The sequence below is a fragment of the Roseivirga sp. UBA1976 genome (assembly GCF_002336325.1).
GTDB lineage: Bacteria > Bacteroidota > Bacteroidia > Cytophagales > Cyclobacteriaceae > Roseivirga > Roseivirga thermotolerans.
On the sequence record NZ_DDDQ01000135.1, the window covers coordinates 13,183 to 38,301 of the forward strand.

The window sequence follows — 25,119 nt, forward strand, 5'->3', positions numbered from 1 at the left end:
CCGGCTATATTCTGGCACGCTTAAGACGCAGACTGTTGGCTACAACCGAGACAGAACTAAAGGCCATTGCGGCTCCGGCAATCATAGGGTCCAGTAAAAATCCGTTGACCGGAAAAAGCACCCCGGCTGCCAAAGGAATACCAATCAGGTTATATATAAAGGCCCAAAAGAGGTTTTGACGGATTCCTGAAACAGTACTTCGCGATAACCTTATGGCCTTAGGTATAGAGTTGAGGTCGGAAGTTATTAAGGTCATCTTTGCAACGTCCATCGCTATGTCAGATCCTTTTCCCATGGCTATGCTCACATCGGCCTGAGCCAGTGCGTGAGAGTCATTAATGCCATCGCCCACCATCGCCACAATTTTACCTTCCTCTTGCAGTTTTTGGGTAAATGCGGCTTTATCGGATGGCAGCACTTCTGCTTTGAACAGCGACAGCCCTACCTCTTTAGCCACAGCGGTTGCCGTTTGCAGGTTATCTCCTGTGAGCATATACACCTCAATGCCCATTTTTTGAAGCGTAGAAATAGCCTCTTTGGAGGTGGCTTTAATTTTATCGGCTATAGAAATGATTGCCAATACTCTATCCGTATCTGCAAAATACACTACCGTGTTGGCGGTCTTCTGCCATTCTTCGGCCTGATGGAAAAGCTCCGGAGCCAATTCAATTCTATTTTCCTCTAAGAGTCTCTTATTGCCTATATAGTAGCTCTTGCCTTCATGAACACCTTTGACTCCACGGCCGGTAAGACTTTCAAAATAATCGATGGAAGTACTTTTAACTCCTTGTCCCTTCAACTTGCCCACTACGGCTTCGGCCAAGGGGTGCTCGCTTTGCATTTCCAAACTCAACAGAATCTCCTGATATGCCAGCGCGAAGTTTTCCTGTTGCCATTTTAAGCCATTAACCTCGGGTCTGCCTTCCGTAATGGTACCTGTCTTATCTAAGATCACGGCATTTACTTTATGCCCCAATTCAAGGCTTTCGGCATCCTTAATTAAAATATTGTTTTCAGCGCCTTTGCCCACACCAACCATTATGGCCGTTGGAGTTGCTAGCCCAAGGGCACAAGGGCAGGCAATAACCAACACCGACACAGACGACAGCAAAGCATAGGTAAAGGCATTGTCGCCTCCTAAAACCATCCACACCACAAAAGTGATTATCGAAATGGCAATCACAATAGGCACAAAAATGCCCGCAATTTTATCCACCAGCTTTTGAACGGGCGCTTTGCTCCCCTGGGCTTCCTGAACCATTCTGATGATTCCTGCCAGCACGGTGTCTCCGCCCACCTTTTTGGCCACCATCTGAAAGCTACCTTTCTGGTTTACGGTGCCGGCAAACACTTCAGCATCAACCGATTTGCTCACAGGAACAGATTCCCCTGTAATCATGCTTTCATCCACGTAGGATTGACCGGAAGAGACCACACCATCTACCGGAATTTTCTCACCGGGTTTAACCATCAATATAAATCCCTCTTTAACAGCCGATATGGGTATTTCTACCTCTTCTCCTTCAACAATGGCTTTGACGGTTTTAGGTTGTAGCCCCATTAGTTTCTTTATGGCTGAAGATGTATTTGATTTGGCCTTTTCTTCCAACAGTTTCCCTAAAGAAATAAAAGTGATGATAACCACTGCTGCTTCATAGTATACATGGGCGTGTATGCCCCGTTGATGCCAGAAATCGGGGAAAAAAGTATTGAATACACTAAATATAAAGGCTATTGATGTGCTAAGAGCCACAAGCGTATCCATATTGGCCATGCCGTGCTTGGCCTGTTTCCATGCCGTGTTAAAGAAACTTCGGCCAATATAAAACAGCACAATGGCCGATAAAGGCATAGAAATCCATTTACCCGGCTCCCACTCCATGAAAAACATTCCGATAACAAAAACAGGAGCCGTTAGCAATGCAGACCAGATGAACCGACTCTTTATTTTTTTGTAATGCCTCATTTGCTCATCGGTCTGTGCCTGAGAAGCATCTTCTGTATCTATAATAAGGTCGTAGCCAATTTCCTGGACAGAACTCCTTAAATTTTCTACAGTTGCCTGCTCAGGGTTGAATTCGGCCCAGGCAGTTTGGGTAGCAAAGTTTACCCCGGCCTTCATAACTCCCGGTGTGTTTGCCAACATAGACTCCACACTCACCGCACAGGCGGCACAGGTCATACCGGTTACGGGAAAAGTCTGTTTTACAATGTTTGCATTTACAGATAACCTTGCCTCTGTGTTCTGCTTAATTGATTGTTCCATTTTGAGTTTTTGTTTCAAAATTAGGAAGTGATACCCTCCTCTTCTTTACAAGATTACAGGCTAACATTATAGGTTTTCCGGTATGCGCCTTCTGTTCAACCTGAATTGAGAAGGACTGATACCGGTTACACTCTTGAATTGGTTAGAAAGATGCTGGGGACTGCTGAACCCTGTTCGGAAAGCTATCTCTTCCAAGGTCTCCTCTGAGTAGACCAGTAGTTCCCTAACTTTATCTACCCGACTAACGATGTAGTACCTCTCTAAAGTAATTCCTTCGTAGCGACTAAATACTTCGGCCAGCGAATCATAGTTTTTATGAAACCTCAATGACAAGAACTCCGAAAGTTTTATGGAAGACAAAGCCCCTGAATTTTGCTCTATCAGGCTTTTAATAGCTTCCTTGAGCTGCCTGAGGAGGCTCGTAGTTCGGTCTTCCAAAAGCTCAAAACCAAGAGGTTTAAGAAGCTCCTTTATGGTCATCAGGCCTTCGGCAGGCAGTGGTTTTTCCAGCTCAACCTGACCAAGGCTCACCTTATTCACCCTAAAACCCCAGGTCTCCAGCAAGTCGCGAATGGTGGTAATGCACCTGTTGCACACCATGCCTTTTATGTATATGCATTCCTGATCCATTATGTTGAAAAATAACTTTTAGGCAAATATCCCTTTGTCGGCACATTCACCTGTTACATTATAATCAGGAAGTGTTACAAGATTTAAACCTGATCTAAAGGGTTCCTTTTTTGAATATCGTGAGTAGCCTTAAAAGCCGTTGGGGTTAGCCCGGTCACTTTTTTGAATTGACTCGACAGGTGTGCAACACTGCTATAGCCAAGCTTATAGGCTATTTCCTTCACCGATAACTCATCGTAAAACAAATGCTCCTTTACCTTCTCCACTTTCTGGCGGATTATATATTGCTCTAGCGTAATACCTACAACAGTAGAGAAAAGGTGGCTCAGGTACGCGTAGTCAACGCCAAGCTTCTCTGAGAGAAAATCGGACCAATTGGTTTTGAGATCGAACTCATCTTTGTGATGAATTACTTCAATGATAAGGGTTTTGGCTTTTTCGAGAAGTACACTCTTCTCATCACCTATTAACTCAAACCCCTTCTTTTTCAGCTCATCGTTAAGCTCCAAAAGCTCGGCTTCAGATATCGGTGCAGGCAATTTCACTTCTCCCAACGATACTGACATGGGCGTTATAGACATTGACTCAAAAACAGCCTCTACTGCAAGAATGCAGCGCCTGCAGACCATGTTTTTAATAAAAACCGATGTTTGTGTTTTCATGCCTATAAACCTGAAAAAGTTAACTAATTATTCTGTGAAAACACCACCTCTCAAAAACCCCGCTCCCATTTGCTGGCCTCCTGCTTGCGCTTCATTTCTCCGGACGCTATCATTTCGGCAAGCCGGGGATTCTGTTCAGTGGCTTTTGAGGTAAGGTGCCAGTAACCGCAGACCTGACATTCGTAAACGTTCTGTGGCCCTTCATGCGGAAGAAATCCTTTGTAAATATGTTGATCGATCAAGGCTGTTTCGGCCAAATCTTGAGACATATACTGATATTTGCCGCTGCTGCAAGACATTGTGTAAAGTAAAGCATAGAATAGCGGAATTGGTTTGAAGCTTTGAACAAAAATTCATTCTTTTAACCAGCACCACAACCCATCTCATGAATTACCAACTGAACGAAATAGCCAAACTCACAGCCGATTTCATCAATACCACCGATAGGCACGTATTCCTAACAGGCAAGGCGGGAACAGGAAAAACCACCTTCCTCAAACATATCGTTCAGCATACACATAAGAAAACCATTGTGGCGGCTCCCACGGGAATTGCTGCCATCAATGCACAAGGAGTTACCCTGCATTCCCTTTTGCAACTTCCGTTTGGTGCATTTATTCCCGAAAGGGTGGTTCCACCTGATGTGAACACGCAATTCACCACGCTGTACAATCTGTTTTCTAATCTGAGGTTCAATAGCTCCAAAAGGCAGCTCATTCGAGAAATGGAACTACTCATCATTGATGAAGTAAGTATGCTCCGTGCCGATTTGCTGGACTGCATAGACCACATGCTTCGCTACCTGAGAAAACGAAAGGATGTGCCCTTTGGAGGAGCTCAAATTCTTTTCATTGGCGACCTGCTTCAACTGCCTCCTGTGGTAAAAGACGATGAGTGGAACATCCTGAAGAGCTATTACAACTCCAGCTACTTTTTTGAGGCGAAGGCTCTTTCTGCAGCATCTCTAATTCATGTTGAATTGGAGGAAATCTATCGTCAAAGCGATGATCAGTTCATTGCTATTCTCAACCGATTTAGGGAGAACAAACAAACCAGAGAAGATATTGAATTCCTGAATCAGTATTACAAGCCGGAGATGAACGAAGCGGAAGCTGATGGCTACATTCACCTCACCACACACAACCGCAAAGCTGATAATATCAACTCCGAACGACTGCGGGCCTTAGACTCCAAAAGCTATTCCTTTCACGCAGAAATTGTCAACGACTTTCCGGAAAATTCTTACCCCATTCCGGAAGAATTGGTCTTGAAAGAAGGAGCTCAGGTTATGTTCATTAAGAACGACCCAAGCGGTGAGGGCCAGTTTTTCAATGGAAAAATCGGCCATGTTTCTCACCTGTCTTCAGGAACTATAAAAGTGAAATTCAGCAATGGAGAGGAAGTAGATGTTCCGCAATATACCTGGGAGAATAAGCGATATTCCCTGAACAAAGACACCAACGAGATTGATGAGAAAGTTCTGGGAAGTTTCACTCACTTTCCGCTCAAACTGGCCTGGGCTGTTACTGTGCACAAAAGTCAGGGACTTACCTTCGAAAAAGCCATTTTGGATCTTTCAGGGGCTTTTACCCAAGGTCAGGTCTATGTGGCCCTTTCCAGGCTAACTTCTTTAGACGGGCTGGTACTTTCTTCCAGAATCCCGACCGATGGTTTCGATATTTCCAGTTCCATGCGGGAGTTTTCGGCTGCCAAGCCTTCTCTCGATGAACTTTCAAGCAGGCTTTCGCAAGACCGAAATAAGTACCTGTTCCAGCTTATCTCCCAGCATTTCGATTTTCAGGAGGTGGTCAAGAGTTTCAGAAGTCATATTTTCAGTTTCGATAAGCAGGAAAACCGTTCGCTCAAGCAGCAATTTCTGGAGTGGACCAATCAGTTGACAGACCCTATCTTCCCGCTCGAAAAAGTAGGCAAGAGTTTTCAGAGTCAAGCCTACTCGATCATCCATCAGGAACAAGACATTCAACAGCTTTCCGAACGTGTTAAAAAGGCCAAGGACTATTTCACTCCTATTCTAATGACGGCCTATGATGCCATCAAGGAACATGATAAAAACCTGAAGGACAAGACCAGACTCAAAACCTACAGAAAGGAATTGAAGGAACTCTCCGAATTGCTCTTCAACAAGCAAATGGCCTTGTTAAGAGCCAGCCTGTATATTCAGTTTTTGGCCGAAGGCAAAACCCTCACTAAGCAAGATGTTCAGGATGTGCTGAAGGAACTGATTATACCCAAAACGGAAAAGAAGAAAGACAAAACACCCACCGCTGAAATCAGCTTTGCCTTATATAAAGAGGGTAAAACTGTGGAAGAAATCGCCAAGGAAAGAGGCTTTGTAACCTCCACTATTGAAGGCCATCTTTGCAAATACATAGAAACAGGAGATGTAAAAGCCACCGACCTGATTGAAGAAGAAAAGCTCAAAAACATCCTCAGCCTCATCACCCCAGAAACCTCCAGCCTCACCGAAATCAAAAGCAAGCTAGGCGATGAATACACTTACGGAGATGTGAGGGTAGCGATGACGGAGTGGAAGAGAATCAGGGTTAAGGATTAAACGTCATTCTGGGATTTTCCTTCCAACTCCAAAAAAGGGAAGAAAAATATCCGGAATCTTATTTAGTATCATAAAGCCAATCAGCCATTAGTACGGAACAAAAAAGCCCTTACATTTGTAATCCTTTTGCAAACGGCAAAATTGAAACTTATGGGGCCGACTGGAATTGACAGTAGGTGTAATGCAAGTGTAAGCATGCAGGGAGTTGTTAGTATTTCCCTTAAATAAAACTTTCATCATTTTAATTGGCGAAAGACAATACGCCCTTGCTGCCTAATCAGATTTAGATAGCAATGTGTCTCTCTCACCCCTCGTTCTGCCGGGTGGGAATATGAGACATCATCATGCAGAACTAGCGTAAGTGGATGTCGCGACACTTGCGTGAAATTAATCGCGGATAAGGTTTGGATTAGGGTGGTTGCTGTCCTTAACAAACTCGAAAACTAATCAGCAAATAAGCATGTAGAAGGCACTTAGTGTTCCTTATCTGGACGAGGGTTCGAATCCCTCCGGCTCCACCATAAAAAGAGGCCACACTTGTGGTCTTTTTTATTGTCCGATTTAGGGTTTTGAGAACCCCGGGCAGAGGGCTTGAAACCTTATGGTTCGTGAGAGGATGTACGGCATGTTTGTGCGTATGAGCCATCCCCCGGTTCACATTTCCCCTCCGAAGCTTCGACATAGGCGGTCTTTTAAGTTTCCTATCTTGAGCGCAGCCGAAAGATCGGCCAAGCCTTCTTATTGGGCAGATCCCTCTGCTTCGGTCGGGATGGAAAACAAAGAACCCGCCTTTGTAAACTCCGGGCTCTTGGCAGTTCCTTGTTACTTTTTCCTCAAACTTTAAACTTTGAACTCTGAACATGTAACTCAAATTTATATCTTGCGGCAATGGAAAAATTCGTTGTCTCGGCAAGGAAGTACAGACCGGTTGGTTTTGAGGAAGTTGTGGGTCAGGAGCACATCACTACTACCCTAAAAAACGCAATTGACAATGAGCAACTGGCTCAAGCACTGCTCTTTTGTGGCCCCAGAGGGGTTGGAAAAACCACCTGCGCCAGAATTGTAGCCAGACTCATCAACGAACAGTCTATAGATAATCCCCTATTAGGCAACGATTCCTTTAATATCTATGAACTCGATGCGGCCTCCAACAACTCGGTAGACGATATCCGAAACCTGATCGATCAGGTGCGTTATCCTCCGCAGCAGGGCAAATTCAAGGTCTACATCATAGATGAGGTTCACATGCTTTCGAACCAGGCTTTCAATGCATTTTTGAAGACCCTGGAAGAGCCACCATCATACGCCATTTTTATTCTGGCGACAACGGAGAAACACAAGGTAATTCCTACTATACTTTCCCGTTGTCAGATTTTCGACTTCAACAGAATTGAGGTAAGTGATATCTCAGGTCAGCTGAAAATGATTGCTGAGAAAGAAGGCATTGAGGCAGAAGATGAAGCGCTGAACCTGATTGCTCAAAAGGCAGATGGAGCTATGCGTGACGCCCTCTCCCTCTTCGATCTGATTGTTACCTTCTCTCATGGCAAAAAGGTTACCTATCAGGCCACAATAGACAACCTTCACATTCTGGACTACGACTACTACTTTAGAATGACGGAAGCGTTGTTTAACGAAGACACCCCGGCTACTCTCTTGCTGTTTGATGAAATTTTGAAAAAAGGTTTTGACGGTCATAATTTCATTGTGGGACTAAGTGGTCATTTCAGAGACCTTATGGTGTGTAAAGACAATGCCACCATTCAATTATTGGAGGTTTCGGATACCGTAAAGGCTAAATATCAGGCCCAGGCCAACGAAGTGCCCATGTCGTTTTTACTCACTGCGCTGAACGTGGCCAACCAATGCGACATTCATTACAAAGCCAGTAAAAACCAGCGTTTACACGTGGAGCTTGCTCTCTTGAAAATGGCTCACCTAAAAAGAGCCATTCAGTTGGCCGATGTGAGTGTTGCAGACGATTCATCAAAAAAAAAAGCCTAACGCAGCCTGAGGCTACCGAACCTCAAGACGAAACGCCCGATCGTTCCTCTTCACCTTTAGTGCCGGAGACCAATGCCACTCAGGCACCCACCAGCGAAGCGATAACAGTTACCGAAAAGGCCCCTTCTACCTCTAAAGAGGAGGTTGCTCAAGCCGCCAAACCTGAGCCTACTACTAGTCGCCCCAAGCTTAGAAAGCCTCTCAGCACCAAAACCATGGATATTCCAACGGACCTGAGTGCACTCAAGAAGGTGATTAGCAAGCCGAAAGAAGATATACAGGAAAAGGAAAAGGAGCCTACAGGACCTACTCGCCAGAAAAGCTTTGATGCGGCAACTCTGCAAAGGGAATGGATGGCTTTTGTAGAGCAACGACAGAAAATGGGGCTCACTCAGGAAGTACTCATTCTTAAGGAGCCTTATACTCTAAACGGAGAGCAAATTACCGTAACCATAGCCAATGAAGCCCTTGAACCAACCTTTGAGAAATTCAGAGGAGATCTTCTGCAATTTTTAAGAGACAGACTGGAAAACGACCTAATTACTGTTCGGTCTGAGGTAAGAGAAATGGAGCGGGAGAAAATGCTTTATACCGATAGAGAAAAGTTTGAACACCTCAAACGAAAATACCCTGCCTTGCGCGATCTTCAGGATAAACTAGGGTTAGACCCTGAATTTTAAGCAGCGCCCCCCGGGATTCCGGCTAAAACTTTAAGGTAAAGCCAACCGTTATCACGTTTTTCAACTGCACATCGCGCCCCCGGGTACCATCCGACCGTGTGACCTTTACATCATCATCATAGATGAGCTGCGTATTTACTTTTGACTGTATAAAATCGTTGACTTTCAGGTTTAAACCAGCTTCTATATTCACCACCGTGTTGGGGAATTTTTCATAGTTGGAGAAGAAGTTGTAATTGGTTTTGAGCTCTACATTCTTCATTAAAGTTCTCTCAAAAGTACCAATGAGAGATATTCCGGCCTCCGAACGTATTTTTTCTCCGGCAATAACTCCAAACGACCCGGCCCTTGATAACGAGTCGTTGAGCACAAAGGTAAATCGACCGGTAAATGGGGCTAGTGTAGCCGATAAGCCGGCTTGTGGTCTGTAGGTCAAACCAAGAGAAGCCTGCAAATATCCAGGAGCCATGAAGTCCGATATGAGTACTCTGCGTTTCTCCGATTGGCCTGCCACATTTTCCAGCTTAACCCCTTCGTCCATCTGGGTTCTAAAATTAATGGCGGCAGACATCAGAATCATTTGGCTAAACTTCTGACTGTACTTACTGGAGAGAATAATGGCATCGTCTGTCTTTTCAAAGCGATTGGTATTATCTCCTTTTCGAATTACTCCGTAACCAAACTTGGCTCTGTTTTCCCATACCACCTCTTCGCGTTCGTAGTTGGCAAACCCCTCCAAGGTACCTCCAATGGCCAAAGAAGACTCACCACCGGCTGCCCAGTTGGTCAATCCCACTTGTTGAATGTTCAATGCGAAAGAGCCTCCGTTTTTCCAATACACCACCGAGTCGGCCTCTGCCTCGGAGGAAGCGTTCTGTGCCCAAACCTGTTGAATTGAAAAGAGGAATAAGAATAGAATAGTCTTTTGAGTCATTCCTATGATTCTGCTGCAAATGTACGGGAGTAATCCAACCCCTAAAAATTCAAGGAAGCTTTTTGTCCAAAATGGTATTGTGCGTTAATTGGGCTTTCTGATGATCAGTTTTTCTCCAAGAGACAACGTATGGTCTGCCTTGTTATTCCACCGTTTTATATCTTCTATTTCAACTTCATATTTTTTGGATATCGACCACATAGTTTCTCCTTTGGCCACTTGATGAGTAATGATTTGAGGCTCTTTTACTTTGGGAGCATACCTTTCTCTGGGAACGAGCAACTTTAACTCTTGCCCAATTTGCAGGCCATCGCTTAGTTTCAGATTATTCCATTCCAGAATTTCATCAATTTCTACTGCATATTCCTTGGCTATAGCAAAGAAGGTTTCCTGGTACCTGACCCGGTGAACAACCACCGTGTCCCGGGCCGTATTTGTGAGCGGCCTGATGGGCGTAGGTTCAATAAACACCTCATTATCATCCAGCAAAGGCAATTCAACGGTTTTTGGCCTCACGTTTTCCTGGATGGTCCTTTCAGGCTGAACAGGTTTTTCAGGCTCCGGCTCGAGGGTGCTCTCAGGTAACGAAACCCGACTGTACTCTACGGGAATATCTTTAGGCCTGATAAATCGGAGCCACAGCACACGCCCCACTTTCAATTGCTCCGCCTCTTTCATCCTGTTCTTTTGCATTAGCTTTTTCAGCTTTATGCCATAGTCTTGCGATATGCCCCACAGGGTTTCTCCGGGCTGTACAATATGGTAATGAACCTTACCCTTGTTGCGCTTTTTCTTTAGGTAGTAGTACCTGTCGGCTCTCACATTGCCTCTTTCACCAATGTCATTGAACTTCATCAGCCTTTCCGTTTTTACCCCCGTGCGGGCAGAAAGGCTTTGCAGATTGTCATTGCTTTTAGCTCGAACTGCGGGTATTCCGTTCAGCTCAATATTTCCGGGCTCATAGGCCTTGGCGGTGTTTCCCGTAATCTGCGGAAAAGCCCCTACGTTGCCAGCAATTGGCCTGAAGCGCATGCGTCTGGTTTCGGCCTTTGTGGTACTTTCCGAACGGTTATTCGAAGAGGCAGAACGCGACTTGTCTGCTTCATTAGTTTTCTGCGGTTCATCGCGTCTTACCACTACAGGTCCGCCTTTTTTAGCATCGGGATAGAATACCAGATAAGACTTATCGTCCGGAATCTGAGATTGGTTGAGCCATTTATTATAAGCCCTCAACTCATTGAAATCGGTACCTGTTGCCTGGCTCACCTGCCGCAAGGTTTTCCCTCGGCCTTCATAGCTGTGTAAACTCATATCGCTACGATACTTGCCGTTGCCCACATAATCTTTAAAGGCCAGGTAATGAGCTATGAATTTCTTTATGTACCAGTGTGTTTTGCCATCAATTACCATCGACTTTGCTCCGTACAACTTATCGTCAACAGAGCGCTGGGTACCGGTGAGCCCCTGTAAATACGACTGAAGCGAAAGCACCCAGTTATCGAACACAAAGTTGCTTCGCTTAAAATATTTGGTAGCTCCAACGGTTGCTGCCACAATGTGCTTCCGTTCGTCTACCACGTTGTCTACCCGTAAGCCTAATTCCTGAGCCGATGCTTTTTTGAACTGCCAGAAACCCACGGCATTGGAAGATGATACTGTATCGGATACAAACTGACTCTCTTGAATGGGCAGGTATTTAAAATCTTCCGGAATTCCTTCCTGGCGAAGCACCTCTTCTACATAAGGCATATACAGGCGAGACCTGTCTACAAGGCGCTGAAAATGGTACTGACTGCGGGTAAGCAGGTCTAAGGTTTGCTCAATTTCCTTCTTGGCATCGGACTGTATTTTGAGCCTGACCCCGGCAAATTCCATTTCATTGGGGACAGTGATTGGAGCTTGCGCTAATGAACGTAGCGAAGCCAGCAGGAGAATGAGTAGTGCGGTGAAAGTCTTTCTCACTGTATTCTTCTTACCACCATCAGGCCATCTCTAATGGGGAACAAAACGTTTTCAACTCGATCATCTTCGTGAACAGAACGATTAAAATCGAGTATGGCTTGCGTATCGGCATCAATTTTCTTGTCAGTTTTTACCACTTTGCCACTCCACAAAACGTTGTCGGCTATGATAAAACCACCAATACGCACTTTTTGCAACACTAAGTTAAAGTAATTCAGGTAATTTTTCTTGTCGGCATCGATGAAAACTAAATCGAAAGGCCCCTCAATTTCAGGGATTAGCTGCATGGCATCGCCAATTCTAAAGTCAATACTATCGGTGAGGCCGGCTTCAGAAAAATAAGCTCTTACAGAAGCCTCCAGTTCCTCATTCTTATCTATGGTGATCAATTTTCCACCGGCCACCAGCCCCTCTGCCATGCAAATGGCCGAATATCCCGTATAAGTGCCAATTTCCAGAATTCTTTGCGGTTGGATCATATGACTAAGCATGGAAAGTACCCGGCCTTGCAAATGCCCTGAAAGCATGCGTGGCATGAGCACTTTTTGATGGGTTTCTCTATTCACCCTGCTCAGTAGTTCACTTTCCTTATCAGTATGCTCTTCTACATACCTTTGTATGTCTTCGGGAATAAAATCCATTAGTTTTCGGGTAATAGGGTTAAATAACTCAATCGGTTTTCGTCAAACATCTCATTGGCAATATCCATGAGCTCAGCACCGGAGATTTGGCGAATACGCTGAAAGACATCTTCCAAAGAATCTACCTTTTCCATATCAAGAATGCTTTTTCCCAACATCAACATAAGGCTGGTGTTGTTTTCTTCGGCCATGGCCAGTTGTCCAATAAGTTGCTCCTTAGCTTTGTGTAGTTGAAGCACCCCCAACGGCTTTTCGCGTAGCTGTCTGAGCTCTTTGGCTATAATGCGGTGGCTGCGTTCTACCTGGCTTTTTTCGGTTCCAAAGTATATGCCGAATAAACCGGTATCGGCAAATGGGTGATATGCGGCCTCCACACTGTAGACAAATCCATACTTTTCTCTCAATGCCAGGTTGAGCCGGGAATTCATTCCCGGTCCGCCCAATATGTTCACCAACATAAAAAACGGTAGTCGTTTCTCATCAGCCAGGGCATAGCCTGTAGCCCCAATAGCACAGTGTGCCTGGGTAATGTTTCGTCTGATAATCTCTCGATCGGGCTGGTAAAATTCAAACGGTTTGCGCTGCCGGGAGGCCTGCAAAAGGGGAATTTGGCCAAAGTACTTTTCGGCCAGCCTCTTCACTTTCTTAAACGGCACATTGCCCACACATGAAAACACCACCCGCTCTGTACTAAGATTTGTTTTTAGAAATTCCTGAAAATCTTCTCGGTGAAAAGACCGCACACTTTTGGGGGTTCCCAGAATGTTTTGACCCAGAGGATGTTCTTTAAAAACTACACGATCGAACTCGTCCTGAAGAGCATCTTCAGGGTTGTCATGATATAGCGCCATCTCTTCTAAAATGACCCCTCTTTCATTTTCAATTTGCTTTTCAGGAAAAACCGAATCGAAAGTAATATCCTGCAAAAGCTCAAAGGCACTCTCCATGTGCTTATCCAGCGCTGAGGCGTAGAAGCAGATTTTCTCTTTGGTTGTGTAGGCATTCAGCTCTCCCCCTACCGAATCGAGTTTATTGAGAATATGGAAAGCTTTGCGTTTTTTGGTTCCTTTAAAAGCCATGTGTTCCCAAAAGTGGGCAATACCCAATTGTTCCTCGGTTTCATCGCGACTCCCAATATCCAATATGAAGCCGCAGTGCACAATTTTAGTACTGGGAACTTCTTTGTGGATTACTCTGATGCCGTTGGGTAAAGAAATAAGATTGTAGTCGACCATGCTTTTTTTGGAACGGCTGCAAAGTTAAGGCTTTATTGAGCAGAATAAGAACACTTTACATGTAAGATAATCACTCCGCCCCCTCCCTACAGTCATTCCCGTGCAGGCGGGAATCCCCATATCAAACAGACGGATTCCCGTTTTCACGGGAATGGCGAAATGAACTGTTTTTCTATCTTTGAACTGCCTATGACAAAGCCATTTCAGAAAATACTCGTCATTCAAACCGCTTTTATTGGCGATGTAATTTTGGCCACTGGTGTTTTAGAAAAGATTCACCAGCACTACCCTAAGGCTCGGCTCGATTTTTTGGTTCGCAAAGGCAATGAGGGATTGGTAAAAAACCACCCTTTCCTTAACCAAACCCTTATTTGGGATAAAAAGGCCGGCAAATACAGAAACCTGCTGAAAATGTTGAAGGTCATTCGTGCGGAACGCTACGATCTGGTAGTGAACATTCAACGATTTGCCAACTCAGGTTTTCTCACTGCTTTTTCTGGAGCTAAAATCAAAGTTGGTTTTGACAAGAATCCATTCAGCTGGGCTTTCGGCAAGAAAGTGCCACATGAGATCAATAATGGCAAGCACGAAATTGAGCGGAACCATGATCTGATTGCTGAGTTTACTGATGGCACTCCATCCAAACCAAAACTTTATCCGTCAAATCAAGACTTTGAGAAGGTCGCTTCGCTTAAAGCCGCTCCCTTTATTTGCTTTGCCCCGGCTTCTGTTTGGTTTACCAAGCAATTTCCGAAAGAGAAGTGGATCGAATTCCTTTCCACCACAGATTTCCAAGGAAAAATTTACGCCCTGGGTGCTCCTTCCGATCATGCCCTTTGCGATGAAATTATTCAGAAAAGTGGCCACCCGAATGCTGAGAATTTGTGTGGTAAGCTAAGCCTTTTGGAGTCGGCCGCTCTTATGCAGGCTGCTCAAATGAACTATGTGAACGACAGTGCGCCTATGCATTTGGCCAGTGCCATGAATGCACCGACCGCAGCCATCTTCTGTTCTACTATTCCAGAATTTGGTTTCGGGCCTCTATCTGATCATTCAAGCGTAATACAAATCGAAGAGCCTCTGACCTGCAGACCCTGCGGACTGCATGGCAAAAAAGCTTGCCCGGAAGGACATTTTAAGTGTGGTTTTGAGGTTAAAACCGATAGGTTAACTGGTGCTGCGTACAATACCCCTTAAAGGCTGGTTTCGCTAAAACCACTTATAGGGTTACTCATTTAGATCCCACTTGTTAGATCCAGCATACTAGCCACAAGCTGTGCCCTTACCGTGTCTTTTAATAAGCATTTGTGAAGACACAAATGGAGGCAAGGTTCATAAATACACTTCTTGCGACTTAAGTAAGTAACCCTAACCTCTTATTAAATTGATGCTACAGATATTCAGTCAGAAAAACTCGATTTAATTGGGTGGCTCGCGGGGCTTGATGATTTAAAAGTGATCAAACCGGTCAGTTCAGTTAAATAGGGTTAAGGGCCTCCGTCCAAAGATTTAAAGCAGGCCAGCCTTTTCTGCAATAACCAATCTTCTAAGGTTCCGAAACATTGGCCAAAATGCTGAATCTATCTCGTTCTGACTTAACTCCTCTCACTTCTCTTTATTTTCTCCCTGTTTCCTGCTTACTTCGCTACAAACGAAAATGAGCTTATGAGATACGAACACATCGGTAAAGAACTTTTCATAAAAAACAGAGAAAAGCTAAAGGCCAGACTCAAGCCGAATTCGGCAGTCATAGTCTGCTCAAATGATATTATGCCCACCAATGCCGATGGCACCATGCCCTTTAGGCAAAACAGTAATATGCTTTATCTATCAGGAATAGACCAGGAAGAGTCTACCCTCATTATAGCCCCTGACTTTCCTGATGAACGCATGAAAGAGGTACTGTTTCTTCGCGAAACCAACGAACACATTGCCGTATGGGAAGGCCACAAATACACCCAGGAGGAAGCCGAAAACACTTCTGGCGTAAAAACCATAATGTGGAACGATAAATTTGAGCAAACTCTTAAAACCATATTAGCCGAAACCGAGCATATATACCTATACCATAACGAACACATTAGAAACTCAACCGAGGTAGAAACCCGAAGCGACCGCTTTAGTCAGTGGATACGCAAAACATACCCTACCTATGAATACGAGCGTCTGGCTCCTGTAATTTACGACCTGCGCACTGTAAAGGAGCCTCGCGAAATAGAGCTAATGCAAAAGGCCTGTGACATTACCGAAAAAGGTTTTAGAAGGGCAATGGCTTTTACCAAACCGGGGGCTTGGGAGTTTGAGGTTGAAGCAGAAATACTTCACGAGTTTGTAAGAAACCGATCAAAAGGTTTTGCCTATACGCCCATCATAGCCGGAGGGGCCAATGCCTGTGTATTGCACTACATTGAGAACAAAGATCAACTAAAAGACGGTGACCTGCTGCTTATGGACATTGGAGCAGAATATGCCAACTATGCCTCAGATCTTACCCGAACCATTCCCGTAAACGGAAAATTCAGCAAAAGACAAAGGGAGGTATATAATGCTGTACTTCGGGTAAAAAAAGCAGCCACAGAAATGTTGGTTCCCGGCAATAGAATTCCCCAATATCATAAAGAGGTTGGCAAAATAATGACCAGCGAACTCATTGGCCTGGGCCTTCTCGACCAAACAGATGTAAAGAATGAAGACCCCAACTGGCCGGCCTACAAGAAATACTTTATGCATGGCACCTCTCACCACATTGGCTTAGACGTACACGATGTCGCCAGTATTTACACCGAATTCAAACCCGGTATGGTGTTCACTGTAGAACCCGGCATTTACATTCCGCAAGAAGGAATTGGCATTCGCCTGGAAGATGACATTCAGATTACAGAGAATGGTCAGTTCAACCTTATGCGAAACATACCTATTGAAGCTGAGGAGATTGAAGATATAATGAATCAGTAAATGATTGAGATTATAGAAGGTAGTTTGCCCGATGCCCTGCAAGTGCTGGGCAAATTACCTGAATTTGACCCTTTGCTCTCTACAGAACATTACCTTGAGCGGGTAAAAAACAAGCAGCAACTCACTCTACTAGCCAAAGTAAATGGCGAGTTGGCAGGATGTAAAGTGGCCTATAACAGAGACAACGATGGCATGCTGTACAGCTGGCTGGGAGGTGTAGCACCGCAGCATAGAAAAAAGGGCCTGGCCAGGCGCATGGCCGACTATCAGGAAAGCTGGGCGTTGAAAAATGGCTACAGGGGCATTAGGTTTAAAACCCTCAATCGCCACAAAGCCATGCTAACTTTTGCCATAAACAATGGCTTTCAAATAAGCCAGGTAAAGCCTAAAGACGAACTGGAAAATTATCGGATAATACTTATTAAACACCTGCTATGAGCCAACATTTTAATAGTGAACAAGCCCCTGAGCCTGTAGGACTTTATCCTCATGCCCGAAAAGTAGGCAACCTGCTCTTTCTTTCCGGAGTAGGACCCAGAGAACGCGGGTCTTCCAAAATTCCTGGAGTTCAGTTGTCAGAAGATGGAGAAATTCTGTCTTACGATATTGAAGAACAATGCCACTCGGTGTTTAAAAATGTTCAACTTATATTAGAGGCATCGGGAAGCAGCTGGGATCAACTGGTTGATGTAACCGTTTTTCTCACCAATATGAAGGCCGACTTCCCCATTTACAATAAAATTTACGCGGAGTATTTCAAAGACAATCAACCGTGCCGTACGACTGTAGAAATAAGCTCTCTCCCTACCCCAATTGCCATTGAGTTAAAGTGTATTGCTACTATTTAGCCGTGCAATGACTATATTCAGGAAACACTTTTTAGCTGATTTCCATGAATTTAGGAAAAAACCATCTCGCCTTAGCCGTCAAAGACATTGCGGCTTCCTATGCCTTTTATCAAAAACTCGGCTTTGAAGCACTCCCTAATTGCGGAAGCATAGAAGATAAATGGCTCATTGTTCGAAACGGAAACATTCAACTGGGCCTTTATCAGGACATGTTTAGTAAAAACGTGATCACCTTCAATCCTCCCGATGTTCGGGCGGTACAACAAGCCCTTCAGAGCCGAGGCATTACCCTTAGCCGCACCTGCGATGAAAATAGCAGCGGGCCGGCCTATATTATGCTCAAAGACCCGGATGGCAATGAAATATTGATGGACCAGCACTAACACCCACAACACTCAACCACCTTCTACCATGAAACGACTTTTTAAAAACCTCTGGAATCGTATCATCCGATTCTTTCAAACTATAAAACCGGGCCCAATAGCCCAAGACGGTGCATTTAAGGCCATTGCCACAACAGCCATTGTTATTTGGCTCATTACATCGCTTTTGGTGTTTGTATTGGACGGCAATACCTACTTTGGCATTGCACCCGTGGTTCTGGGGCTTATTCTTGCTTTTTTGGTAAGTGCAAGCACTGTTTTAGTAGTAAACTTGCTAAAGCTTCTTCCAAAGAAATTTTTCTGGTATGTGCCGGGAGCTTTTTTTCTTGGCACATTTATTTTCAATGGTGGTAGCCTCAGCATTCAATTTCCTCTGTTCATCATACTTTTTGCAGGCCTCTCCGGGGCCGGGCTATACACTTTGCTTAAAAAAACGAGGAAGCACAATACAAAAGCCCAAACCATAGTGGCTGCACTAGGCCTATTGGCCGGACTGGCCGGACTGGTTTGGGGCATAATATGGGTAGCCGACACGGGCTTTAAACCCGAAGTTGAACATATTAATGCCGCACTAAAATCAGACTATCGCCCAAAGCATATCGAACTAAACAACCCTGCAGAAGCTGGTCCATACCCGGTAGAATTTCTTACCTATGGCAGCGGCAAAGACAAACACCGCCCGGAATTTGGAGAAAATGTAAATATAGTGACCGACTCGGTTGATGGTTCAAGACTAATAGACGACTGGAATAAACTCTCCGGGAAAATAAGAAGCTGGTATTGGGGCCACGATGACAAAGCCCTGCCCATAAATGGCCGAGTATGGTATCCTCAAGGCGATGGCCCTTTTCCAATTGCACTAATTGTACATGGCAATCATTCCATGTTCGACTACTCCGATCCCGGCTATGAATACCTTGGTCAACTATTGGCAAGCCAGGGAATAATTTTAGCCAGTGTAGACGAAAACTTTATAAACAGTGGCTGGCCCGATATTTTTGGAAATGGACTGGATGAGGAAAATGATGCTCGGGGCTGGTTATTGCTAGAGCACCTCAGAAACTGGAGAAAATGGAATGAAGACCCCGAAAATCCTTTTTTTGGCAAAGTAGATATGAACAACGTGGCTGTAATGGGTCACTCCCGTGGGGGTGAAGCAGCCGCCATTGCTGGATTTTTCAACACCCTGGATTACTATCCGGACAATGCCAATCAGAAATTCGACTTTGGTTTTAACATCAAAGCAGTGGTGGCCATTGCTCCTGTAGATGGCCAATACAAACCGGGAGAAACAAGTACCCCACTAAAAGATGTGAACTATCTGGTTATTCACGGAGCTAATGACGGAGACGTTCAGTCATTTGCAGGCTTGAGGCAGTATGAGCGGGTTGAGTTTTCAGATAGTTCCGACTTCTTTAAATCGGCCATTTATGTATATGGAGCCAACCATGGGCAGTTTAATACGTCTTGGGGCAATAGAGATGCTGGTTACCCTTATGGTTCGCTGCTTAATGTAGATGCCCTGATGCCCATGGAAGAGCAACTCACCGTGGGCAAAGTCTATATCAGTGCTTTTCTGCAAGCCACATTACTCGGTAAGAATGAATACCGCTCTCTGTTTAAAGACTTTCGCAGTGGCTTGGAATGGTTACCTCAAACCATTTACCTCAATCAATATGAAGACAGCAACTGGCAAACCATTGCCGATTTTGAAGAAGACCTAGACCTTACTTCTACTTCAGAAGGCGGTAAAATAACTACCCAAAACCTAACCGTTTGGAGAGAACAACTGGTAAGCATGAAGTGGGGAAACCGGGGAACCCGGGCCGTCTATATTGGCTGGGATAGCCTGGCTCACCCTGTAGATACAGCCCGATACACAATAGCACTGGCCAAACCTCTATCGACTCAGAGTGCCTCATACCTCACTTTTGAACTTTCTGAGTCTAAAGAAAACACCTACCCCGAGAAAGATCGCGACAAAGAAAAAGAAGACGAATCGGCAAAAGACGAGCAGAATAATAATGAAACGAACAACGCAGAGGAACCCGAAGCGGAAGAACAGGCCGATGACAAAGAAGAACCCAAAGCCAAGGAACCCATTGACTTTAGTATTGAATTCCAGGACTCCAACGGACAAATGGTGAGAATTAAGTTGAGCGATTACAGCTACCTTCAGAGACAGCTCACGGTAGATGTATTCAAAAATCCTGAACTTCAGGACAACAAAACATCGGAAGCTGTTTATAACACCTTCTTTATTTCGCTAAGCGACCTTCAGAAAGTGAATAGCCAATTCAACACAGAGTCTATACAATCATTAAGCTTCATCTTCGATCAGTCGCCTCAAGGGGTAATCATAATGGATAAAATAAGCTATCATAAGTAACGAAATTCCTCCAACAATTAGATCTTCTTCCCATAATGGGACAGTACAACTGTTGTTCACATCTTTTTTTTTGCCGTTGGTAGGGTATTATAGGCGAAATACGTAGTTGGTATGTGGATTGAACTAAATCCACCAAACAACCTAACTACTATGGGGCAAATAGAATCGAAAATCAGAAAAGCACTACAGCCAATGCTCGAAGTGTTTAGCGGGTTGCTCATTAGAGCTACGAGCCCGTTTAGAAAAGGCGATTTTATCGAAATTGATGGTCGTCTCGGTTCCGTTGAACACAAGGGAATTAGGTTCACTATCCTGAGGAGCATCGATGGCGAACCCGTTCACGTTCCCAACACCCTCTTCTTCACCAAGCATCTACACAATTTAAGCCATCAGAATATTGTGAATGTAGACCTCGAAACTAAAGTCTGCTATTCAGAAAACATGGCTAAAATCAAAAAGCTCATCAACGATTATCTGAGCAACAATAAGCTTGTGCTCAGAAATCCTTCGCCAAAAGTAGTGGTAAAGAAAATGAAGAATAGCCACGTAGAGCTGGGAGTGAAAGTATGGTGCTCATTAGAAAAATACTTAGAAGTAGATGCAGAAACTGAGCTCCTTCTTAATCAGTTTCTAATAAGCCAGGGAGTGAAAGTTGCGAGCGAAAACACTGCTGCTGCCAAGTTAATGGCATAGAGAAAGCATGGTTTATATTTGTTGCAAAACAACAGGTAAACCATGGAAATACTCTGGTTAATTACGGGCACAGTATTAGGAATAATAATAGGCTGGTTGCTGACTAAACAGACTGCATCTAAGCCAAACCAAAACATTGACCAACTAAAGAATCAGCTTCAATTAGCTGAGGAACGAAATAAAATGCTGATAACTGAATTGCAAGAGTTAAAACCTACGCTATCTCAAGAAAGAGAGAAGAGGGTTGACTTGAGCAAGCAGTTGGCCACCTCACAGGCAGAGTTTAAGAACCTGCAACAACGACTGGCTGAACAAAAAATTGAAATGGAGCAAATGAATGAGCGTTTCTCTATTCAGTTTAAAAATTTGGCCAATGAAATTCTGGAAGAAAAAAGCAGAAAGTTTACTGAACAAAACAAGCTGAATCTGTCAGAAATTCTGACCCCACTAAAAGAACGCATTTCTGACTTTCAGAAGAAGGTAGAAGACTCCAATAAAGAAGGGGCCGAACGCAACGCTACCCTTCTTCAGCAAATACAGCACCTTAGTGAACTGAACAAACAAATAACCAAAGAAGCAGAAAATCTCACCAGAGCACTGAAAGGCGACACCAAAACCCAGGGTAACTGGGGGGAAGTAATTCTGGAAAGAATTCTGGAAAAATCTGGTTTGGAAAAGGGCCGGGAGTACGAAACTCAGGTGTCTGAAATAGGAAATGACGGACGCAGATATCAGCCCGATGTGGTGGTCAGGCTCCCTGAAAACAAACACATTATAATAGACTCCAAAGTTAGCCTTACGGCCTATGAACGCTACACTACTGCGAGCTCAGAAACCGAAAGAGCTGGTGAGCTCAAAGCCCACATCAATTCAGTGAGAGCCCATGTAAAGGGTCTGGGAGAAAAAAACTATCAAAACCTCTATGGCTTTGACGGTTTAGACTTTGTGCTTCTGTTCATACCCATTGAACCGGCCTTTACACTGGCTGTTCAACACGACCAGGAGTTGTTCAATGATGCCTACAGCAAAAACATTGTGGTAGTTAGTCCTACCACACTCATTGCAACACTGAGAACAATCTCAAGCATCTGGAAGCAAGAATATCAGAATAAAAATGCAATAGAAATAGCGCAACAAAGCGGAGCGCTATACGACAAGTTTCAGGCGTTTACCGAAGATTTGATGAATGTTGGTAAACATCTGGCAGGTACTCAAAAGGCTTATCAGGAATCGATGAAAAAGCTGGCTGAGGGGAGCGGCAACCTCATTAGGAGGGCCGAAAAGCTTAAAAAATTAGGGGCGAAGGCCAGTAAACAAATAGACAACCGTCTGCTCGACCGATCTGAAGATTAGTTTGAATCTCTCCTTTGGTCAAATAGACTTAACATATTTGGTTACAGCTACTTGAAAGGAAATAAAAAGCATAAAATTGACCACGAAATGCAATTTTATGTATATTTGCAGTCCTTTCACCAAGTCCTATCACCTAAACCTAATTTAGAAACCGCGTGCATTGTGGTCATAAATAAGGTGTATGCTAAACCATTTACAGGTTTAGGTGAGCATTAAGCTAACTACATCTTTGACCAAAACACGAGAGTGATGCAACAACCTATTGGCAAGCTATTGAAGGTTGCCACACATTTTTTTTCTATTGGCCTGGTTGCCTTTGTGCTCAACTGGCCTGCCAGTGCTATTGCGCAAACACAAGAGCTTTTCTTAGATGCCAATGGTGAAGCTACCCTTGACTTCAGCAATTTGAATTTAGATTGCTTCGAAGACAACGGAGCTTGCACTCCTTCTGCCGCTACAGGCGATGGCCATGCCATGTGGTTAAGCATCAACCCTTTTCCCGGCAGCTCCACTGATTTTATTTTTGCCGAAGGTGCAGAATTCAATGAATTCGAAGACGGATCGGCCATGCTCTCCGGTATTCTCTACAACACTTCTAACCCAACGGATAAATGGCAGGCAATCGTATATCTTTCTTCAAAAATGGACTGGACTACCTGGAGTTCCCTAGGTAGAGATTATAAAAACGAAAAAGGTTTAGCCGGAGACCACTACAAAGACTGGAGCTACTACATCATGGATCCGTCTCAAACAAGCCAGATTATTGGGCTTGAAGCCAATGCCGGAAAAACAGTCACCATTAGCCACATGCCTGCCAACTATAACTTTGGCTTTCAGGTAGGAAATGCCGCTAACAATAAGAACTCTAAATACGGCCTGTCCGGTTGGTTTTCCTACAGCTGGGATGGAGTGAACTACCATCAGGGCGACTTCAATCTTGACCTTAGCAACTGCGGGCCGGCCGATATTGCCGACTGCCAGTGCGAAGGTAAAATGCAGAACTTTACCTTTACATACGCGGGTGAGTCTGGAGCAACCGTAAAGGCCTACGACCAGAACAATAACCTTTTGGAAACCAACACCAATGTCCAGAATGGTGACAAAATAACCATAGAAGGTTTTGACTTTAAGGGAAGACTAGGTCCAAAAACATACATTCAGCTCAACGATGGTGCCTTACATCAGGTACACACCTCTTGCTCAGAGCAGATTATAGGTAATGTATATGGCCCTTTTACTGTGATTAGCTATACCGATGGGGAAGGCAACTTCTGTGGTGAACAGTCTAATATACCTGTAGGAGAAGTTACTTATACAGCTTCTCAAACCAATTTTAGTTGCTCCGATCTGGGTGAAAAAACTATTACCGTAACTGCAACTGACAGCGAAGGCAACACCTGCTCAAAAGATATTACGGTCAATGTTCAGGACACTATTGCGCCTGTGGTAGTCACTAAAGACATTTATAAAGTAATCACCTCAGGAAGTACAGTTACCATTACCCCGCAGGATGTGTTGGTTATGAACTGTGCCGGAGGCGGAATTTCCGAACCTGAGCCTGTTCCAGGAAGTGGAGACAATACGCTATGGATAGGTAGTGACTGTACTTATGATAACTGTTCCATTGTTACTTATGAAATAGACAAAGAAACCTTTACCTGTGAAGACGCAGGGCAACATGTAGTAACCGTAACAGTAACCGATCAGAGTGGTAATAGCACCTCAGCTACTGCCATCGTTACCATTATGGACAGTGCCAAACCAATTGCACTTACTCAAAACATTACTGTTTACCTTGACGAGACAGGCAACGTGAACATTACCCCTGAAATGGTTGATAACGGCTCCTACGATGCCTGCAGCCCGGTAAGCCTGGAACTCTCCAAAACAGCATTCGACTGCTCCAACCTGGGGAATAATTCGGTTACACTCATTGTAAAAGACTCCTCTGGCAATACCACTACAAAAACAGCCTCTGTAACGGTTAAAGACAATACTGCCCCACCGGTAGTAGCCCAAAACATTAGAGTATATCTGGATGAAAACGGTAATGCCAAGATTCACCATAAAGACGTACTGTACATATGCGAAGACGCAGTAATTGAAGACGCCCCTGATAGCGGAGGTGGTTTGGGTGGCGGCCTGGGCGGTGGCTTAGGTGGCGGACTCGGAGGAGGCCTTGGCGGTGGACTCGGGGGAGGCTTGGGTGGCGGCCTGAGCTCATTCAGTACCACATCTACAACTGTTAACACAGAAGAAATCCCTTATGCCGATTTCGATGTAACCTCTGACCTCAGCCAGTTTACCTCTTGTACTACAGACAACTGCAAGATTATTTCGATAAAAACCTCTAAAACAGTTTTCAACTGTTCTGATCTTGGTGAAAACACAGTAACCGTTACCGTAAGAGATGCTTCTGGCAATACCACAACTACCACAGCCATTGTAGAGGTGGTAGATAATGCCGCTCCTGTAGTGGAAGTTAAGGATGTAGCCCTTACTCTCGATGCTTCGGGCAATGCCATTCTTTCAATGGCTCAGGCAGAGATATCTAGCTCTGACAACTGTGGAATTGCTTCTAAGGTGTTGAGCAAAACAGCTTTCGATTGCTCCAACGTGGGCACCAACCCGGTGACTCTTACCGTAACTGACGTGAACGGTAACGTAACCACTAAAACATTTAACGTAACCATTACGGACAACATCGCTCCTACGGTGCTGGCTAAAAACCTTACTGTGGCCCTCGATGCCAATGGTCAGGCTTCTGTTTCTATACCGCAGGTAGACAATGGTTCTTTCGACAATTGTGGCCTTACCCTGAGCCTGGACAAACTCAACTTCGATTGTTCTAACGTGGGGGTTAATACGGTTACTCTTACCGGTACAGACCCTAGCGGAAACTCTGCTTC

Annotated in this window: 20 protein-coding genes and 1 other RNA gene; 13 read left to right on the forward strand and 8 right to left on the reverse strand. The window is 44.5% G+C overall.

Features of this window, described 5'->3' with window-relative positions:
- Positions 1-4: 4 nt before the first annotated feature.
- The 4 genes from B3763_RS13330 to B3763_RS13345 all read right to left on the reverse strand — a co-directional run bounded on the left by B3763_RS13330 (position 5) and on the right by B3763_RS13345 (position 3,827).
- A complete protein-coding gene (locus B3763_RS13330) occupies positions 5-2,266 on the reverse strand; it encodes a heavy metal translocating P-type ATPase (RefSeq protein ID WP_286747194.1) in 2,262 nt (753 codons plus the stop codon).
- 66 nt (positions 2,267-2,332) lie between these two features.
- Entirely contained in the window at positions 2,333-2,896 is a 564-nt protein-coding gene (locus B3763_RS13335; protein WP_286747196.1) for a helix-turn-helix domain-containing protein, read from the reverse strand.
- An 83-nt stretch (positions 2,897-2,979) separates the two neighbouring features.
- A complete protein-coding gene (locus B3763_RS13340; RefSeq protein WP_286747198.1) occupies positions 2,980-3,558 on the reverse strand; it encodes a helix-turn-helix domain-containing protein in 579 nt (192 codons plus the stop codon).
- A 50-nt stretch (positions 3,559-3,608) separates the two neighbouring features.
- Positions 3,609-3,827: a hypothetical protein gene (locus B3763_RS13345; protein WP_189628188.1), complete on the reverse strand. Its 219-nt coding sequence runs from the start codon at positions 3,825-3,827 to the stop codon at positions 3,609-3,611.
- Between the two features lie 116 nt (positions 3,828-3,943).
- Here B3763_RS13345 and B3763_RS13350 point away from each other — a divergent pair, with 116 nt between their 5' ends.
- The 4 genes from B3763_RS13350 (at position 3,944) to B3763_RS13365 (ending at position 8,817) form a co-directional block, all read left to right on the forward strand.
- A complete protein-coding gene (locus B3763_RS13350; RefSeq protein WP_286747201.1) occupies positions 3,944-6,133 on the forward strand; it encodes a helix-turn-helix domain-containing protein in 2,190 nt (729 codons plus the stop codon).
- Between the two features lie 152 nt (positions 6,134-6,285).
- Positions 6,286-6,654, forward strand: a transfer-messenger RNA (tmRNA) gene (ssrA, locus tag B3763_RS13355).
- 367 nt (positions 6,655-7,021) lie between these two features.
- Entirely contained in the window at positions 7,022-8,137 is a 1,116-nt protein-coding gene (dnaX, locus tag B3763_RS13360; RefSeq protein WP_286747203.1) for a DNA polymerase III subunit gamma/tau, read from the forward strand.
- A gap of 59 nt (positions 8,138-8,196) precedes the next feature.
- A complete protein-coding gene (locus B3763_RS13365; RefSeq protein ID WP_286747205.1) occupies positions 8,197-8,817 on the forward strand; it encodes a hypothetical protein in 621 nt (206 codons plus the stop codon).
- A gap of 22 nt (positions 8,818-8,839) precedes the next feature.
- On the opposite strand, the gene B3763_RS13370 is transcribed toward B3763_RS13365, so the two are convergent.
- The 4 genes from B3763_RS13370 to B3763_RS13385 all read right to left on the reverse strand — a co-directional run bounded on the left by B3763_RS13370 (position 8,840) and on the right by B3763_RS13385 (position 13,589).
- Positions 8,840-9,751 (reverse strand): DUF3078 domain-containing protein, encoded by a 912-nt coding sequence (locus B3763_RS13370; protein ID WP_286747206.1) that lies wholly within the window; start codon positions 9,749-9,751, stop codon positions 8,840-8,842.
- Positions 9,752-9,835: 84 nt separating this feature from the next.
- Positions 9,836-11,713 (reverse strand): LysM peptidoglycan-binding domain-containing protein, encoded by a 1,878-nt coding sequence (locus tag B3763_RS13375; protein ID WP_286747209.1) that lies wholly within the window; start codon positions 11,711-11,713, stop codon positions 9,836-9,838.
- Positions 11,710-12,354 (reverse strand): O-methyltransferase, encoded by a 645-nt coding sequence (locus B3763_RS13380; protein WP_189628194.1) that lies wholly within the window; start codon positions 12,352-12,354, stop codon positions 11,710-11,712. Before B3763_RS13380 ends, B3763_RS13375 begins: the two co-directional genes overlap by 4 nt.
- Positions 12,354-13,589, reverse strand: coding sequence for a M16 family metallopeptidase (locus tag B3763_RS13385; RefSeq protein WP_286747211.1), 1,236 nt, complete (start codon positions 13,587-13,589; stop codon positions 12,354-12,356). The genes B3763_RS13380 and B3763_RS13385 overlap by 1 nt, the downstream gene beginning before the upstream one ends.
- Before the next feature lie 189 nt (positions 13,590-13,778).
- Between B3763_RS13385 and B3763_RS13390 the strand changes: the two genes are divergently transcribed.
- The 9 genes from B3763_RS13390 to B3763_RS13430 all read left to right on the forward strand — a co-directional run.
- Complete coding sequence (locus B3763_RS13390) at positions 13,779-14,786, forward strand: glycosyltransferase family 9 protein (RefSeq protein ID WP_286747213.1); 1,008 nt, start codon at positions 13,779-13,781, stop codon at positions 14,784-14,786.
- A gap of 468 nt (positions 14,787-15,254) precedes the next feature.
- On the forward strand, positions 15,255-16,544 hold the full coding sequence (locus tag B3763_RS13395; protein WP_286747215.1) for an aminopeptidase P N-terminal domain-containing protein: 1,290 nt from the start codon (positions 15,255-15,257) through the stop codon (positions 16,542-16,544).
- The gene (locus B3763_RS13400; protein ID WP_189628198.1) at positions 16,545-16,982 is read left to right on the forward strand and encodes a GNAT family N-acetyltransferase; all 438 of its coding nucleotides are present in this window, start codon (positions 16,545-16,547) and stop codon (positions 16,980-16,982) included.
- A complete protein-coding gene (locus B3763_RS13405) occupies positions 16,979-17,392 on the forward strand; it encodes a RidA family protein (RefSeq protein WP_286747217.1) in 414 nt (137 codons plus the stop codon). The genes B3763_RS13400 and B3763_RS13405 overlap by 4 nt, the downstream gene beginning before the upstream one ends.
- 44 nt (positions 17,393-17,436) lie before the next feature.
- Positions 17,437-17,775 (forward strand): VOC family protein, encoded by a 339-nt coding sequence (locus B3763_RS13410; protein WP_189628200.1) that lies wholly within the window; start codon positions 17,437-17,439, stop codon positions 17,773-17,775.
- 28 nt (positions 17,776-17,803) lie between these two features.
- Entirely contained in the window at positions 17,804-20,164 is a 2,361-nt protein-coding gene (locus B3763_RS13415; RefSeq protein WP_286747221.1) for a hypothetical protein, read from the forward strand.
- Positions 20,165-20,275: 111 nt separating this feature from the next.
- Positions 20,276-20,857, forward strand: a complete 582-nt coding sequence (locus B3763_RS13420) for a mechanosensitive ion channel family protein (protein WP_189628202.1) — start codon at positions 20,276-20,278, stop codon at positions 20,855-20,857.
- A 42-nt stretch (positions 20,858-20,899) separates the two neighbouring features.
- A complete protein-coding gene (gene rmuC, locus B3763_RS13425) occupies positions 20,900-22,210 on the forward strand; it encodes a DNA recombination protein RmuC (protein WP_286747226.1) in 1,311 nt (436 codons plus the stop codon).
- A 249-nt stretch (positions 22,211-22,459) separates the two neighbouring features.
- On the forward strand, positions 22,460-25,119 hold a 2,660-nt coding region (locus B3763_RS13430), incomplete at its 3' end, for a DUF7467 domain-containing protein (protein ID WP_422662592.1).